We start from the raw sequence: 16,178 nt of genomic DNA, 5'->3' as shown, positions 1-16,178 counted from the left end.
ACGGCGAGGTGCAGCGGATCCTCGCCGTGATGGCGCATCCCGACGACGTCGACTTCGGCGTGGCGGGATCGGTGGCGAACTGGACCGACCGGGGCATCGAGGTGGTCTACCTCATGGTCACCGACGGCGACGCGGGCGGGTTCGACGACGGGCTCACCCGTCCGGAGATGGCGGCGCTGCGGCGCGAGGAGCAGCGCGCGGCGGCCAAGTGCGTCGGCGTCGGCGACGTCCGGTTCCTCGGCTACCCCGACGGCCGGGTCGAGGCCACGCTCGACCTGCGCCGCGACATCGCCCGGGTGATCCGGCAGGTCCGTCCCGACCGGGTGGTCATACCGACGCCGGAGCGCAACTACGAGCGGATCTACCCGAGCCACCCCGACCACCGGGCGGTCGGCTCGGCCGCGCTGGACGCCGTCTACCCCGACGCGCGCAACCCCTACGCCTTCCCCGAACTGCGCGCCGAGGGCCTGGAAGCCTGGACGGTGCGCGAGGTGTGGCTCTCGGGCGGCTCGTCGGTGAACCACCATGTCGACATCACCGACCAGTTCGACCGCAAGATGAACGCGCTGCGGGCGCACGCCAGCCAGACCGCCCACATGGGCGACGAGCTCCAGAAGATGCTGCGCGGCTGGTTGGGCGCGCAGGCAGCGGCGGCGGGCCTCCCGGAGGGGCGGCTCGCCGAGTCCTTCCAGGTCGTCGAAACGGCCTGACGCGCTCGCCCCCGCGGCGCAGCTTCCGGATTGGGCGGTCGGATTCCCGCAAGCCGGTAATGGACGACAAAGGATCCGTACGGGTGTAACGCCGCAAGGTGAGCGTTCCGCGACCCCGGGTAGGGCCGCCAGTGATCATGGCGGCTCGGGGGGCCGCCGCCGTCGCGCGAATCGGGGGATCGATGCGACGCCAGCTCATCATGCCCGTCGTCGCGGCGGGCGCGGCGCTCACCGCCGGGGCCGGGCTCACCGTCTGGGTCGTCTCGGACGGGCCGGAGCGCGAGAAGGGCGTCCAGGCCGGGGCCACCGCGCCCCTCGGACGCGCCGCGGGCGCCGTGGCGGCGCGGCCGCCGCTCGACACCGCCGCGCTGCGCCGGAGCGTGCGCGCCTACGCGGCGACGCGTCCGGGCGAGGCGGGCGTGATGGCGACCGACCTGCGCACCGGGCGCGCGTTCGGGGAGAACGAGAGCGGCCGGTTCGTGTCCGCCAGCATCATGAAGGTCGACATCCTGACCGGGCTGCTGATGCAGCGGCAGCAGCGGCGCCGGAGCCTGTCGGCGCGGGAGCGCGACCTGGCCGGGCAGATGATCAGGGAGAGCGACAACAACGCCGCCGACGCCCTGTACGCGATGTCGGGGGACCGCTCGGGCATCGGCAGGTCGAACAAGCTCATCGGGCTGACGCAGACCACGCCGTTCCGGTCGTCGTGGGGCTCCTCCCTCACCAGCCCGGCCGACCAGGTCCGCCTGCTCACGACGCTGGCCTCCCCCGGCAGCCCGCTCGGCGCGGCCGGACGCGGATACGTGCTGGGCCTGATGGGCTCGGTCATCCGCGAGCAGGCGTGGGGGGTGAGCGCGGCGGCGCGGCCAGGCGAGCGGGTGGCGCTGAAGAACGGCTGGACGCCCGTCCACGAGCAGGGGCACGGCTGGTCGGTCAACAGCATCGGCCGCATCACCGGGCCGGACCACGACTTCCTCGTCGCGGTGTGCAGCCGCGAGAACCCGACCATGGAGTCGGGCGTGGACACGGTCGAGCACGTCGCCGATCTCGTGGTGTCCGCGATGCGGCGCTGAGCCGCTCAGCTCGGGATATCAGCGTGGTGTCAGGGGCGGGCGCCCCCGTAACCGCGGCGTCAGCGCGTTCTCAGCACGGGCGGCGACCCTTCAGGCACGACGAGATGAGGGGTGCCTGATGCGGAACACGACGGTACTGGTCTCCGGCGCGAGCATCGCCGGGACGGCCACGGCGTACTGGCTCGACCGGCACGGTTTCGAGGTCACGGTGGTGGAGCTGTCGCCCGGCCCGAGGCCGGGCGGGCAGGCGATCGACGTGCGCGGTCCCGCGCTCGACGTCGCCGAGCGGATGGGGGTGCTCGACGGCCTGCGGCGGCGGAGCACCGCGCTGCGCGGGATGTCGGTGGTCGACACGTCAGGGAAGGAGCTCTACCGGACGGACGAGCGCACCTTCAGCGGAGGCGACCTCGACAGCCCCGACGTCGAGATCCTGCGGGACGACCTGGCCGCCCTGCTGTCCGCCGCGTCCGGCGACCGGGTCGAGTACCTCTTCGGCGACTCGATCGCGACCCTCGACCAGGACGGCGCCGGGGTGCGCGTCGTCTTCGACGGCGGGACGGCCCGCACGTTCGACCTGGTCGTCGGCGCGGACGGGCTGCGCTCCAACACGCGCCGGCTCGCCTTCGAGGACCCGGCGCCGCTGCGCTACCTCGGCGGCTACCTCGGGGTGTGGACGGCGCCGAACACCTTCGGGCTCGACCACTGGCAGACGGTCATCCACACGCCGGACGCCGACACCTACGGCGCGATGATGATGAGCGTCCGCGACGACACCGAGATCCGCGCCTACGTGGGCTTCGAGTCCCCCGACCCGATCGACTACGACCACCGCGACGTGCCCGCGCAGCGGCGGCTGCTCGCGAGCCGGTACGCGGACGCCGACGGCGACCTGCGGCGGCTGGTCGAGACGATGGCGGACGCGCCCGACTTCCACTTCGACGCGCTGGCGCAGGTCCATCTGGACACCTGGTCGCGGGGGCGGGTCGCGCTGGTCGGCGACGCCGGGTACTGCGGGTCCCCCGCGTCCGGGCAGGGCACCAGCATGGCCATGGTCGGCGCCTACGTGCTGGCCGGCGAGCTGAAGGCCGCCGGTGGCGACCACGTCAGGGCGTTCGCCGCCTACGAGGACGAGCTGCGCGACTACGTCACGGCGAACCAGGCGTTCGGGGAGAGGGGGATGACGGACCTGGGCGAGGAGCTCGCCAGGCTCGCGGAAGGCGCCGAGTCCCCCGAACCCTACGACCTGGCCGAGCTCGCCGCCATCGTCGACTCCTACAAGCTCAAGTCCTATTAGGGGCCGCTGAGGGAGGCGTCCCCGGACCGGGCGGCGGGCCGGCCGCCCAGCGTGCGGGTGGTGCCCGTCAGCGGTGGATCGGACGGGTGAGCTTCTTGCCCTCGGTCGCGTGCACCGCGACGCAGGTGACCGCGCGGTCGCCGCGCGTCCACGACTCGGCCGTCGGGTAGTAGTAGGACGTCGCGAGGCTGCGGGCGGCGGGCTCGCGACGCATCCGCGGCGCGACGAGCCGCTTGCAGCCGGCGGACGCCTTCTGGCTCATCTCGCGCTCGCTCGGGAACAGCCCGCCGAGCTTGAAGGTGGCGAGCACCTCGCCGTCGTGCGGGCCGGTGCACGGCACGACCTTGACGCTCTCCACCTCCACCGGGCCCTCCGAGGCCGTCGAGGTGGACGCGCCGCTGCTGTCGTTGATGCAGTCGCCGACCTTCATCTTCTTGGCGGCGACGTCCTTGGGCTTGGTGATGGAGATCTTGGGCTTGGCGCCGCCCTTGCCGTCGTCGTCGGAGCCGCCGCTGGTGGCGGAGTAGATGCCCGCCCCGATGCCGATCACCAGCCACAGGCACGACAGGACGATGCCCGCCATGGCGAGCCCGCCGCCCTTGCCGCCCTTCTCCTTGATCTGGCGGCGCGCGATGAGGCCGAGGATGAGGCCGAGCACGCCGAGGCAGCCGAGCAGGCCGGTGACGAACGCGGCGATGGCCATGCCGTTGGTCTTGTCGTCGTTGCGCTGCTGCCCGAAGCCGGGCCCCGCGCCGGGCATGCCGGGGGCGCCGGGCGCGCCGAAGGAGGACGGCTCGCCCGGCATCGGATAAGGGGACGGCGGGGGCGGATCGATGCCCGGCTGTCCGGGTCCAGGTGGATAGGTCATGGGGAGCGACTGTCCCATATCTCCGGCATCGCGTGATCTTTGAGACCGAAGTATGAATATTACGATTTGTTCACAGTCGCGCCCGAACCGTTGCGCATAAGCGCAGGTTGCGCGCATGGGGAGCGCCGTGACCAGCGTGGACGCGGTACGGCGAAAAGGTCAGACGAGTCGCCGGGCGGCAGCCCAGCGTGACAGCTCGTGGCGGTTGGAGAGCTGGAGCTTGCGCAGCACGCTGCTGACGTGCGTCTCCACCGTCTTCACCGAGATGAACAGCTCCTTGGCGATCTCCTTGTAGGCGTAGCCGCGGGCGATCAGCCGCAGCACGTCGCGCTCCCGCTGGGTGATCTGGTCGAGCTCCGGGTCGACGGCGGGGACGTCGGTCGCGGCGAACGCGTCCAGCACGAAGCCCGCGAGCCGGGGCGAGAACACCGCGTCACCGTCCGCGACGCGGCCGATCGCGTCGGTCAGCTCCGCCCCGGAGATCGTCTTGGTCACATAGCCCCGGGCGCCGCCCCGGACGACGCCGATCACGTCCTCCGCCGCGTCCGACACCGACAGGGCGAGGAACTTGGACGCGACGCTCCCGTGCAGGCGGCGCAGCACCTCGATGCCGCCGCCGCCCGGCAGGTGCACGTCCAGCAGCACCACGTCCGGCTGGACGGCCTTGATCACCGAGACCGCCTCGTCGACGTCGCCGGCCTCCCCGACGATCTCCACGCCGCCGCCCAGCTCCGCCTTCACACCGGTCCGGAACATCTGGTGGTCGTCGACCAGCACGACCCGCCTCAACGCCTCGCTCACGATCTCCTGATCTCCAAACGCACCTCGGTGCCCTCGCCCGGCGCGGTCCGGACGGTCGCCTTGCCGCCGTTGCGCTCCATACGTCCGATGATGGACCCTCGGACGCCCATCCTGTCCTCCGGGACCTGGTCGAGGTCGAAGCCCTTGCCCCGGTCGCGGACGAAGATGGCGATCTCCTCGCCCGCCACCTCCGCGTAGACCGACACCGACGGCGCCTCCGCGTACTTGGCGGCGTTCACCATCGCCTCCCGCGCGGCCTGCAGCGCCGCGCCGAGCCGCTCGTCCAGCACGGTGTCGCCGACGCAGACGACCTCGATCGGCACGCCGTGGTCGTCCTCGACCTCGCCCGCCGCCTCCCGGATCGCGGCGGCGAAGGTCTGGTCGGGGTCGGCGCGCGGCTGGTAGAGCCACGTGCGCAGCGTCCGCTCCTGGGACCGCGCGAGCCGCTGCACCTCGCGGGGATCGGCCGCGTTCCGCTGGATGAGCGTCAACGTGTGCAGGACGGAGTCGTGGATGTGCGCGGCGAGTTCCGCGCGCTCCTGGGAGCGGATGCGCTCGTGCCGTTCCGCGTCCAGGTCCTGCCAGAGCCGCACCACCCACGGCGTGACGATCACCGCGACACCGGTGAGGATGATCAGCATGGCGATGACGACCGAGCGCGCCTGCCCCGCGTCCACCTTCTGCGCCACGACACCGCCGATGCCGCCGACGACCAGCAGCAGGCCGACCAGGCTGCGCAGCCACCGCTGGCGCAGCGGCAGCACCCAGCGCTGCCGCTGGTCGCGGTCGGCCTGCTGCCACAGGATCGCCGCGCCGACGCCGCCGACGATGAACGGCCACAGCGCCAGCTTCACGATCCCGACCCCGAGCGGCAGCGCCGCCAGCCCGATCGTGAGCGCGCTGTAGGCGAGGAGCTTGCCCCAGTCGCGGCCGCGCCTGCCCTGGCCGCCGGCCCCCGGCTCGGTGTCCGGATCCCGGCGCGGGACCAGCACCCAGAACGCGGTGTAGGCGGCGACGCCGAGCCCGCTCGCCGTCGTCAGCGCGACGAACGCGAGCCGGACGATCAGCACGTCCACGCCGAGGTGGTCGGCGAGCCCGCGGCACACCCCGGCCACGAGCCGGCCGCGCACGGCCCGCTCCAGCCTCGGGCGCGGCTCGTCCTTCTTCCTGGTCGGGGGCGTCTGGTCCGCCGGGGCGCGCGGATCGGCGCCGCGGCCGTCCGAACCGGCCCCGCCGCTCACCGCCGCCATGATTCCTCGCGATCCCCCACGTCACCGATCGTCACACGCCGACCTCCCACCCCGCATCAGGGACCCTCCCCCGGTTCCGGCTCAGGGTCGGGTCAGGGACCTCCCGGATACCGCGCGGAGCGGCCGGACGCCACGATGGTGACCATGGGCGAGGAGCAGAACCAGACCACGGGCGGGGCGCACGCCGCCGGACCGGCGGGACAGCTCGGCTACCTGCGGCTCGCACGCGACCCGCAGCGGCGCGTGCTGGCCGGGGTGTGCACCGGGCTCGGCCGCCACACCGGCATCGACCCGGTCGTGTACCGGGTCGGGTTCGGGATCCTCGTCCTCGCGCACGGGCAGGGGATCATCCTCTACGTCGTGGCGGCGCTGCTGATGCCGGGCTCTCCCGGCACGTCGTCGCCGATCGAGCAGGTGTTCCGGCGCTGGTTCGACGCCGCGGCCGTGCTGACGATCCTCGGCGCGCTGCTGTGCGTCGGCGTCGCGGGCAGCCTGTTCGGCGGCGTGTCCTCGGACGCGATCGCGATCGTGGTGGTGTTCGGGCTGGTGCTGCTGGTCTCGCACGCCCGGGGGGTGGACCTCGTCTCGGTGGCGCGGTCGGTCCCAGAGCGGTTCGCGGGGCATCCGCCCGAGACGTCCGCCTTCTCGCAGGACCGGGGCGCCGCGTCCGGGACGGGCGGCGGCCTGCCCGAGGGCATGATCGACCTGGCCGACTACGGCCGCTCCTCCTCGGCCACGTCCGTCGACGACACGCCCTACGCCCCGCCCGTCCGGCCCGCGCCCGCTCCCGCGCCGAAGCCGGAGCGGGGCACCTCACCGGTCGCGTCGATCACGCTGCTGGCCGCGATGGCGGCGGGCGCCGCGATGATCCCCGTCGCGCGCACCTACCCGGCGCCCGACTCCTGGCTCATCGTCATGGCGCCCGCGCTCGCGGTGATCGGCTTCGGCCTGGTCCTGGGCGGCTGGCTGCGGACGCGCGGGCTCGCCACCGCCGGGACCGTGCTCACGCTGGCGCTGCTCACCACGTCCGCCGCCGCCGAGGTGCCCCGGCACGCCAAGTACGGCGAGGTGGAGTGGCGCCCGTCCGACGCGAGCCAGACCAACCAGGAGTACAAGGTCGGCGCCGGGCGGGGCACGCTCGACCTGACCGCGCTCCCGGTCGTCCCCGGCCAGAGCATCACGATCAACGCCGGTGTCACGTTCGGGGAGCTGCGGGTCACGCTCCCGCGCGGCGCCCGCGTCCGGCTGGACGCCCGGATCAGCCTCGGCGACCTGCGCGTCGAACTCCACACCACCAGCGGCCCGAACGCCAAGGTGAAGCGGGTGCTGGAGCCCGAGGGGCCGGCCGTCACGAACCCGCCGGAGATCATCCTGCGCATCCGTGGCAGGATCGGCGACGTGGAGGTGTCCCGTGTCTGACGGCCCCCGGGACCGCCGTCCCACCCGCCGCCGGTTCGACCCGGCGGGCCCGGTCTCCGGCGTGTTCTTCCTGGCCCTCGCCGGGATCTTCCTCGCCGACGGGCTCTCCGACGACTCCGTGCTGCCCGCCGCGACGCTGATCCCGGTCGTCCTGATCGGCCTCGCGCTGGTCGGCACCGTCCGCATCATCACCCGGGGACGCCGCCGAAACCTCCGCTGAAAACGGCCGCCATCGCCTATTCCCGACCATTGTGATATAGATCATGATGGTGATCGGGAACCCCCGGTCCGTCCCCGTCGTTGAAGCAACCCGTGAAGTTCTCCGAGAAGAGCGTTCTGCTCGTGGCCCGGCTGCACGTCGACCTGTGCCGCCTGGCCAGCGTGCTGTGTCACGCGTGAGCAGCCGTCCCCGCTGACGGCCGTCCAGGCCGGGTCAGGCCCGGCCAACGGGAGGCCGTCGTCCTCCCCGTCCGACTCCCGCCTCTCTTCTCCCTTCCATCCTCTCGCCGCCGCGCCCTGCCCACGGCCGGCGCGGCGACCGCGCCTGGAGACCTTCAATGAACCTACGTGTCTGGAAATGGCAGTTCTGGCAGCAGATCGTGCTGTCCCTCGTCCTCGGTGTGGCCGTCGGCGCGCTGATCCACAACCTCACCGACGACGGCCAGGCGACCGCCGAGGACTGGCTCGACCCGTTCGGCGACGTCTACGTCAGCCTGCTCAAGATCGTCGTCGTCCCGCTGGTGTTCGCCGCGATCGTGGTGAGCGTCGGGCGGCTGCGCAACGTCGGCAGCGTCGCCCGCCTCACCGGCAAGACCCTCGGCTGGTTCGTGGTGACCTCCGCGATCGCCACCGCCATCGGCCTGGCCGTCGCCCTGATCATCAAGCCGGGCAAGGGCCTCGGGAAGCTGGCGAACGAGTCGACCGAGACCGACCCCGTCACCTGGACGCAGGTCCTGCACAACCTGTTCCCGTCCAACATCATCAAGGCGATGGGCGACGGCAACGTCCTCGGCGTGGTGACCTTCGCGGTGCTGTTCGGCGCCGCCCTGGTCGCGATCGGCGAACGCGGCGAACGCATCACCGGCATCATCGACGACCTCTACCTGGTCATGCAGAAGGCCGTGTGGTGGGTCGTCCGCCTCACCCCGATCGGGTCGTTCTTCCTGATCGGCTCGGTGGTGGCCACCTACGGCCCGAGCTCGCTGGAGCCGCTCGCCAAGTTCACCGGCGCGATCTACCTCGCCGTGGCCATCATGCTGCTGCTCGGCTACCCGATCCTCCTCCAGGTCTTCGGCCGGGTGAACCCGCTGAAGTTCCTGCGCAACTCCTGGCCGGCGATCGAGTTCGCCTTCGTCTCCTCCTCCTCGATCGCGACGCTGCCGATCGCCCAGCGGGTCTCGATCGAGCGCAACGGCGTCCAGCCCGAGTACGCCAACTTCGCCCAGCCGCTCGGTGCGACGATCAAGTTCGACGGCTGCGGCGCGATCTACCCGGCGGTCGCGGCGGTCTTCGTCGCCCAGTACACCGGCGTCAGCCTCGGCATCGCCGACTACGCCCTGATCGCCCTGGCCGCCGTGATCGGCCAGCTCGGCACCGGCGGCACCCCCGGCCCGGCCCTGGTCGCGCTGACCCTGACCCTGACCACCGTGGGCCTCCCGCTCCAGGCGGTCGGCTACCTCATCGCGATCGACAAGGTCATCGACATGGCCCGGACGGCGCTGAACGTCACCGGCCAGCTCACCGTCCCCGTCCTGGTGGCGAAGTCCGAGGGCCTGCTGAACGAGGAGATCTTCAACTCCAAGCCCGTCGAACTCACCTCGACCGACGCCGACGAGACCCGCGACCACGACCGCGAGCGCCCCCGCCGCGAGCCGCCCCCCGAACCGGCCCCGGCCTGACCCACCAGAGGCGCCCCTCCCGAAAGGGAGGGGCGCTCTTTTTTGGCCCGGAGGCCGCGCGGGTCCTATGCGTGGGAGGGTCGCGCAACGACCTCAACCGTCACGCGAGCGCGTAGCTGACCGGTGGGGGCGAAGCCGAAGGCGAGCCCCCACCGGGAAGATCGCGAAGCGATGCCGCGCCCGCCAAAGGCGCGGTCAAGGTGCGAGCCGCCAGGCGAGCGCCTTGGGCCGTGACTTCATGAACACAGTGTGACGGCGTAGGCGGGGCCGGGGTTGGTGAAGGCGCGGGCTCCGCCGCCGTGGACGCGGACGCGGTTGGCGCGCAGGGGGCGTTCGGTCACGCCGTCCGGGGTGATGACGACCTCGGCCAGTTCACCCGCGACCAGCGTGCTGACCTGGTGGTGCACCTCGTCGCGGCGGCCGGGCGGCCAGGTCGTGAGCCAGACGCGGACGCCGTCGGCCTCCTCCAGCACGACGGTGACGGGCACCGGGCCGAAGGCGGCCAGCCGCCACCACGTCTCGGGCCGTGCCGCGAGGTCGTGGACGCGTGCCGCGAGCCGCCCGACGGTGGGCGGGCGGGTGATGATCGTGCGTCCGTGCGGGTCTTCCTGACCACGCATGGTGAGGTCGGGAACCATGTTCGTCCTTCGGTGTGGGCCGGTCCTGGGAGGGAGATCAGCGACACGAAGGACACAGCGCGCTGGCCACGCGGCGGAGCGCCACGGGCCCGTTCAGAGAGACTCGCGCTGGCATGCATCAAGGCAACACTTGTGACCGAGCGTTGTCAAGTCGATCGCACGAGTTCATCGCCCGTCCACCATCGCGCCGTCGCGAACCGCGAGCATGCGCGCAGAGATCAACGGAACGGAGTGGCCCATGGACCGTCGAAGCGTGCTGCGCGGTGGACTGATCACAACCGGCGGGACGGCCCTCGCCCTGGTGGCCGGCGGGCAGGCGTCCGCGCTGGCCCGCGCCGGTGCGCCCGGCCTGGTCCGGGGCGGTCGCCCGCGCCTGACCCACGGCGTGCAGAGCGGTGACGTGACCGCCCGCGAGGCGGTCGTCTGGGCGCGCGCGGACCGTCCGTCCCGCATGCTGGTCGAGTTGAGCCGCCGCCCCGACTTCCGCGGGGCGGAAACCATCAAGGGCCCGGTCCTGATCCCCGACACCGACCTCACGGGCAAGGCGTTCCTGCGGGGGCTGCCCTCCGGCGAGGAGGTGCACTACCGCGTGCGGCTCGCCGACCTGGACCGGCACCTCACGTCCGCGCCGGTCAGCGGCCGGTTCCGCACCGCGCCGCGCCGCGCGCGGGACATCCGCTTCGTCTGGTCCGGCGACCTCGCCGGTCAGGGCTGGGGGATCAACCCCGAATTCGGCGGCTACCGCATCTTCAAGGCGATGGACGCGCTGGACCCCGACTTCTTCCTGTGCAGCGGCGACCTCGTCTACTCCGACGGCCCGCTCACCGAGACGGTGAAGCTGCCGGACGGCGGCACCTGGCGCAACATCGTCACCCCCGAGAAGACCAAGGTCGCCGAGACCCTGGCCGAATACCGGGGGCAGTTCCGCTACAACCTCCAGGACGCGAACTTCCAGGCGTTCAACTCGCGCGTCCCGATGCTCTACCAGTGGGACGACCACGAGACCCTCAACAACTGGTACCCCGGCGAGATCCTCGACCTTCCCCAATACACGGAGAAGCGCGTGGACGTCCTCGCGGCCCGCGCCCGCCGCGCCATGTTCGAGTACACCCCGGTCAAGACGGCCCGCTCCGGCCGCCTCTACCGCAAACTGTCCTACGGGCCCTTGCTGGACGTCTTCGTCCTCGACATGCGCACCTACAAGTCCCCGAACGACGCGAACAACTCCCCCACGCAGAGGGACGGGCTCCTCGGGGCCGAGCAGGCCGCCTGGCTCAAGCGGGAGCTGCGCCATTCCAAGGCCACCTGGAAGGTCATCGCGAACGACCTTCCGCTGGGGCTGGTCGTCCCGGACGGAACCGCGCAGGAATCCGCGTCCCAGGGCGACAACGGCGCCCCGCTGGGGCGCGAGCGCGAGATCGCCGACCTGCTCTCCTACGCGAAGAAGCACCGCGTCCGCAACATGGTCTGGCTGACCGCCGACGTCCACTACACGGCGGCCCATTACTACGACCCGTCCAAGGGTGCCTTCTCGGACTTCGACCCCTTCTGGGAATTCGTCTCGGGCCCTCTGAACGCGGGCGCATTCGGGCCTAACGCTTTGGATGGCACATTCGGCGCGGAGGTGAAGTTCGTCCAGGCTCCGCCTCACGCCAACACTTCTCCGGCCGAAGGCTCCCAGTTCTTCGGCGAAGTTGACATCGACGCGCATTCGCGGGCCCTGACGGTCCGTCTGCGCGACCTGAACGGCAAGACCCTTTTCACGAAGACCCTGAACCCGTAGTCGCTCTGCGCCCGTCCGCCCCGGAGGTTCTCCTCCGGGGCGGACTTCATTTTGTAGGGCGAGGGGGGCGGCCGGGCGCGCCAGAACTCGACGTCTCCGCCCGCCCGTTCTCGATCAGGTCATCCGCCGGTCGGCGTCTCAGCGCGCACCCCTGTTTCAGGGGCGACTGCCCCACTAACTCGTCCACCCCCCGCGAACGAGTGCGCCACCTCGGTCGGGCTACGGATCCCCGCCGCCCCGGGTTTTCCACAGAATGACGTTCTACTTCTGCCGGGCGGGCGCGGGTCCGAGCATGGGGTTGTCGGGCTCGGACGTGCGAGGACGGGCCCGGCGGCGAGGGTGACCGCACGGTCATCGGGCCGAGGTTCAGGGGGCGGTAAACGTGGGCCAGGGCAGGTCAAGTCTGCGTCAGGCGACAGCCTTGCAATCGCGATGCGTGTTCGGATCGACGCGCCAGGTCACCATGCTCGGTGTGGCGAGGTTCCGCTCGCCCTCAGGCGGCACCGCGCGAAACCGACCTGGAGGCCGCATGTCCCCAAAGCTCAGTGTCGTCGTCCCGTTCCACAACACCGAGGAGTACCTCCGGGAGTGCCTGGAGTCGCTGGCCGGGCAGAGCTACCGCGACCTGGAAGTGATCATGGTGGACGACGGGTCCACCGACAACGGCGCGGTGATCGCCAAGGACGTGTGCGGCCGCGATCCCCGGTTCCGGCTGCTGGTGCGGGAGAACGAGGGCCCTGGGCCCGCGCGCAACGCGGGGGTGGAGGCGGCGACCGGCAAGTACCTGGCCTTCGCCGACGCCGACGACATCGTCCACCGCGACGCCTACGCGCGGCTGGTCGGGTCGTTGGAGAGGACGGGCTCGGACTTCGCGTGCGGGAACGTCGAGCGGTGCGACGGAGACCGGAGCTGGCAGTCGGTCCTGCACGACGGGCTGTTCTCGGAGTCCCGGTCGCGGACGCACGTCTCGTCCCACCCGCTGCTGATGCGCGACCGGACGTCGTGGAACAAGGTCTACCGGCGCGCGTTCTGGGAGAACGCCGAGCTGAGGTTTCCCCCCGGCTTCTACGAGGACCCGCCGGTCATGGCGCGGGCGCACGCGCTGGCCTCCTCGGTGGACGTCCTGAAGGACACGGTCTACTACTGGCGCAAGCGTCCGGGGTCCATCACCGAGGACCGCCACGGCTGGGACAACATCTCCCAGCGGATGCGATCGGTGAGCCTCCTGCGGGCCGGGCTCGCCGACTACGCGCCGCACCTGCTGGGCGCCTTCGACGAGCACGCGCTGGTGGACATCGACCTGCGCGTGCTCCTCGACGCGCTGCCCCGGACCGACGACGACCACCTCGACGAACTCGTCGGCATCGGCGCCGCGCTGGCCGAGAAGATCAGCTCCCGCGTGCTGAAGCGGTTCCCCGCGATCCTGCGGCTGCAACTGCACCTGCTGTGCCGGCGGATGGTCCCCGAGCTGCTGGAGGTGCTGCAGTTCGTCCAGCTCGGGTCGCCCGCGCAGGCGCCGAGGGTCCGGCGCGGGCTGCGGCCGCGCTGGTACGCCGAGTACCCGTTCTTCGAGGACGCCGAGCGCGCCGTCCCGTCCCACGTCTACGACGTGACCGACGAGCTCACCCCGGCCGCGGCCATCGACCGGGTCCTCTGGGTGGACGGGCGGCTCCGCATCGAGGGCCACGCCTACATCAGGCACCTCGACTCCTCCACCGAGGACGGCTCCCGCATCCGGCTCTGGCTGCTCGCCTCGAACCGCCGGGGCCTCATGCGCGTGCCGGTGCAGCGGATCCGCCGCCCCGACGTGACCGCGCGCTCCAAGCAGCCCGTGGTCTCCTACGACTGGTCCGGCTTCGTCGCGGAGATCGACCCGTCCAACCTCAAGATCTTCGGACGCTGGCGCGACGTCGACTGGATCCCGTGCGTGGAGATCATCAACCGGGGGCTGTGGCGGCGCCGCACGTTCGGCAACCCGGCCCTCACCAGCCGCCAGTGGCCGCAGGAGCGCGAGTGCGCGCCCGGCGTCCTGGTCCAGGGGGTGGCGGGCAGGCGGCGGTTCGTCCTCCAGGTGCGGCGGACCACGGCGCAGATCGTCGGCTGCCACCTGGAGGGCAACGAGCTCTGGCTGGACGGCTGGAGCCGCGCCCCCCTCGGCGACGAGCCGCAGATCACCGCCACCCCGAGGGCGGGCCGCGCGACCGTGGTGGGCCCGATCGACGGGCCCGGCGTCCTCCCCGCTCCCGTGCCGAACGCGGCCACGTCCGACGGCACGCCCGAAGGCGCGCTCCAAGCGCTGATCAGCGTGGCCTCCGGCAACGCGCCCGACGGCCCGCCCACCGGCCTGGCCGTCGACCCCCGCGACCTCGGTGAGCGGGAGCCCGGATCGGCCGGCGCCGGTCCTGGTGAGACGAGCCGTGCCGGCGACGACCCGCACGACGGCCGACCGAACGACGCGCACCCAAGGAGCAACGCCGCACACGACCGAAGAACCCCCGAAGCCACCGGAGACCCCCGGACGCCCCCCGAAGCCCTCGGAGGCCGCACATCAACCGATGAGGCGGCCGACGAATTCGAGAGCCGCGCGTCGGAGAACGGCAGAGGCGGCACGCTGCTCCGCCGAGCCGTGCGCGCCACGAACGGCGGCACGGCAAGCAGACCGGGCATACGGAAGGCCACCGGCACCACCGAGGCGGGCTTCCGGGCGAAGCTGCCGCTGGCCGGGCTGGCCCGGCGGCCCGGGGACTGGGAGATCTCCCTGCCCGGCGGAATCAGGCCGCACCTCGACGAGAGGGCCGCCGGAGCGGTGTTCCCCTTCCCCGGCGGGGAACTGGAGATCGCACCCACGCGCCGGAACACGCTCCGCATCGTCGTGCGCGAGCGGGGCCTGGCCGTAGACCAGGTGGTCTGGGCCACGGAAGGGGCCTTGCACCTGGCCGGTTCCTGCCCCGACCCCGCGTCCCGCCCGGCCGTGCTGCTGCTGCGCCGCCGGCGGTCCAGCGAGGAGCACACGGTCCCGCTGCACTGGGACGGCGACCGTTTCACCGCGACGTTCTCCCCGGCGCGGATGCCGGTGCTCGGGCTGTCCCGGCCGCTGGTCGCGGGCCGGTGGGACGTGCTGGCGGCGGTCGGCGGGAAGGAGGAGCCCGTCGTCATCCGCCGCAACACGCTGCGCGACCTGCCCGAGCCGCACGAGACCGGCCTGCACAGGGTCATCGTGCGCGCGCGCAAGGCCGACCACCTCCAGCTGCGGATCGAGACCGCGCTGGACGAGGACGAGCGCGGCGCGTACGCGCAGGAGCGGCTCCGCTCGGGCCACTACCGGCGCCACCTGAACCTGCCCGTCCGCGAGCTGGCCCTGTTCGACGCCTACAAGGGGCGCCAGTACTCGTGCAACCCGCGCGGGATCTACGACGAGCTGCGCCGCCGCGACACCGGCATCGAATGCGTCTGGGTCACCGAGAACGGCCAGTTCGGCAAGCCGACGGGCGCGCGCACCGTCCTCGCCGGAACGCGCGAGCACTACGAGGCCCTCGCACGGGCCCGCTATGTGTTCGGCAACTGGTCGCAGCAGCGGTGGTTCGCCAAGCGCGAGGACCAGACCTATGTCCAGTGCTGGCACGGCACACCGCTGAAGAAGCTGGGCTACGACGTCAAGGAGATGCCCTTCAAACGCACCGAGGGCCTCAACTGGATGGAGCACGACGTCCCGCAGTGGGATCTGCTCCTGTCCCAGAACGCGTTCTCGGTGCCGCTGTTCCGGCGGGCGTTCGGCTACGACGGCGAGATCCTCGAAAGCGGCTATCCCCGCAACGACATCCTGAACAGCCCGCACCGCGAGGAGATCGCCCACGCGGTGCGGCGGCGGCTCGGCATCCCGCAGGACAAGAAGGTCGTCCTGTACGCGCCCACCTGGCGGGACGACTTCCATCTCACGATCGGGAAGCGGGCGTTCCGCCTCGAACTCGACGTCGACCGGTTCAGGACGGCGCTGGGACGCGACCACATGCTGCTCCTGCGCACCCACTACCTGGTGACCGACCGGCCGCGATGGCGCCCCGGCGACTGCGTCCTGGACGTGTCGGTCTACCCCGACATCTCCGAGCTGTTCCTCATCAGCGACGTCCTCGTCACCGACTACTCCTCGGCCATGTTCGACTTCGCCGTCACCGGGCGGCCGATGCTGTTCTACACCTACGACCTGGAGCGCTACCGCGACCACGTGCGCGGCTTCTACTTCGACTTCGAGGCCGAGGCGCCCGGCCCGCTGCTGTCGACCTCCCGCGAGGTCATCGACGCCCTCGCCGAGCCCGACGTGCTCGACACCGGGTTCGCGGCGGCCCGCTCCGCGTTCGCCGCGCGCTACTGCCCGCTCGACGACGGCCGCGCCGCCTCCCGCGTGCTCGACCGCGTCCTCCAGGACGCCACGTCCACCCACTGAGAA

General features: G+C 72.0%; 13 protein-coding genes. 9 read left to right on the top strand and 4 right to left on the bottom strand.

The genetic code is table 11. The features are described 5' to 3' along the window. The first annotated feature begins 29 nt into the window (after nucleotides 1-29). The 3 genes from KLI87_RS20545 (at nucleotide 30) to KLI87_RS20535 (ending at nucleotide 3,077) form a co-directional block, all read left to right on the top strand. Nucleotides 30-710 (top strand): PIG-L deacetylase family protein, encoded by a 681-nt coding sequence (locus KLI87_RS20545; protein WP_156219863.1) that lies wholly within the window; start codon nucleotides 30-32, stop codon nucleotides 708-710. Between the two features lie 182 nt (nucleotides 711-892). Further along, entirely contained in the window at nucleotides 893-1,783 is an 891-nt protein-coding gene (locus KLI87_RS20540; RefSeq protein ID WP_173390907.1) for a serine hydrolase, read from the top strand. A 118-nt stretch (nucleotides 1,784-1,901) separates the two neighbouring features. Next, complete coding sequence (locus KLI87_RS20535) at nucleotides 1,902-3,077, top strand: FAD-dependent monooxygenase (protein ID WP_156219619.1); 1,176 nt, start codon at nucleotides 1,902-1,904, stop codon at nucleotides 3,075-3,077. Nucleotides 3,078-3,144: 67 nt separating this feature from the next. On the opposite strand, the gene KLI87_RS20530 is transcribed toward KLI87_RS20535, so the two are convergent. The 3 genes from KLI87_RS20530 to KLI87_RS20520 form a co-directional block, all read right to left on the bottom strand. Next, nucleotides 3,145-3,882 (bottom strand): DUF4190 domain-containing protein, encoded by a 738-nt coding sequence (locus KLI87_RS20530; RefSeq protein WP_214618298.1) that lies wholly within the window; start codon nucleotides 3,880-3,882, stop codon nucleotides 3,145-3,147. 222 nt (nucleotides 3,883-4,104) lie between these two features. Further along, complete coding sequence (locus KLI87_RS20525) at nucleotides 4,105-4,746, bottom strand: response regulator transcription factor (protein WP_308166087.1); 642 nt, start codon at nucleotides 4,744-4,746, stop codon at nucleotides 4,105-4,107. Then, entirely contained in the window at nucleotides 4,743-5,996 is a 1,254-nt protein-coding gene (locus KLI87_RS20520) for an ATP-binding protein (protein ID WP_156219623.1), read from the bottom strand. The genes KLI87_RS20525 and KLI87_RS20520 overlap by 4 nt, the downstream gene beginning before the upstream one ends. A gap of 144 nt (nucleotides 5,997-6,140) precedes the next feature. Between KLI87_RS20520 and KLI87_RS20515 the strand changes: the two genes are divergently transcribed. From KLI87_RS20515 to KLI87_RS20505, 4 genes are all read left to right on the top strand, one after another. Continuing rightward, nucleotides 6,141-7,415 carry a PspC domain-containing protein gene (locus KLI87_RS20515; RefSeq protein ID WP_214618297.1) on the top strand — a complete coding sequence of 425 codons (1,275 nt, stop codon included), beginning with the start codon at nucleotides 6,141-6,143 and terminating at the stop codon, nucleotides 7,413-7,415. Next, on the top strand, nucleotides 7,408-7,635 hold the full coding sequence (locus KLI87_RS20510) for a hypothetical protein (protein WP_214618296.1): 228 nt from the start codon (nucleotides 7,408-7,410) through the stop codon (nucleotides 7,633-7,635). The genes KLI87_RS20515 and KLI87_RS20510 overlap by 8 nt, the downstream gene beginning before the upstream one ends. 80 nt (nucleotides 7,636-7,715) lie before the next feature. After that, complete coding sequence (locus KLI87_RS41895) at nucleotides 7,716-7,814, top strand: putative leader peptide (protein WP_374225462.1); 99 nt, start codon at nucleotides 7,716-7,718, stop codon at nucleotides 7,812-7,814. A gap of 158 nt (nucleotides 7,815-7,972) precedes the next feature. Beyond that, nucleotides 7,973-9,313: a dicarboxylate/amino acid:cation symporter gene (locus KLI87_RS20505; protein WP_156219628.1), complete on the top strand. Its 1,341-nt coding sequence runs from the start codon at nucleotides 7,973-7,975 to the stop codon at nucleotides 9,311-9,313. 236 nt (nucleotides 9,314-9,549) lie between these two features. Here the strand turns inward: KLI87_RS20505 and KLI87_RS20500 are convergent, their stop codons facing one another. Further along, nucleotides 9,550-9,933, bottom strand: a complete 384-nt coding sequence (locus KLI87_RS20500) for a cysteine dioxygenase (protein WP_250904064.1) — start codon at nucleotides 9,931-9,933, stop codon at nucleotides 9,550-9,552. Nucleotides 9,934-10,189: 256 nt separating this feature from the next. Here KLI87_RS20500 and KLI87_RS20495 point away from each other — a divergent pair, with 256 nt between their 5' ends. Both KLI87_RS20495 and KLI87_RS20490 read left to right on the top strand, forming a co-directional pair. Continuing rightward, on the top strand, nucleotides 10,190-11,734 hold the full coding sequence (locus tag KLI87_RS20495) for an alkaline phosphatase (RefSeq protein WP_214618294.1): 1,545 nt from the start codon (nucleotides 10,190-10,192) through the stop codon (nucleotides 11,732-11,734). A gap of 529 nt (nucleotides 11,735-12,263) precedes the next feature. Further along, complete coding sequence (locus KLI87_RS20490) at nucleotides 12,264-16,175, top strand: CDP-glycerol glycerophosphotransferase family protein (RefSeq protein ID WP_214618293.1); 3,912 nt, start codon at nucleotides 12,264-12,266, stop codon at nucleotides 16,173-16,175. Nucleotides 16,176-16,178: the final 3 nt, after the last annotated feature.

The sequence above is a fragment of the Actinomadura sp. NEAU-AAG7 genome (assembly GCF_018603865.1).
In the GTDB taxonomy this organism is placed as follows: Bacteria; Actinomycetota; Actinomycetes; order Streptosporangiales; family Streptosporangiaceae; genus Spirillospora; species Spirillospora litoris.
This window is presented reverse-complemented; position numbering and strand designations above follow the sequence as displayed.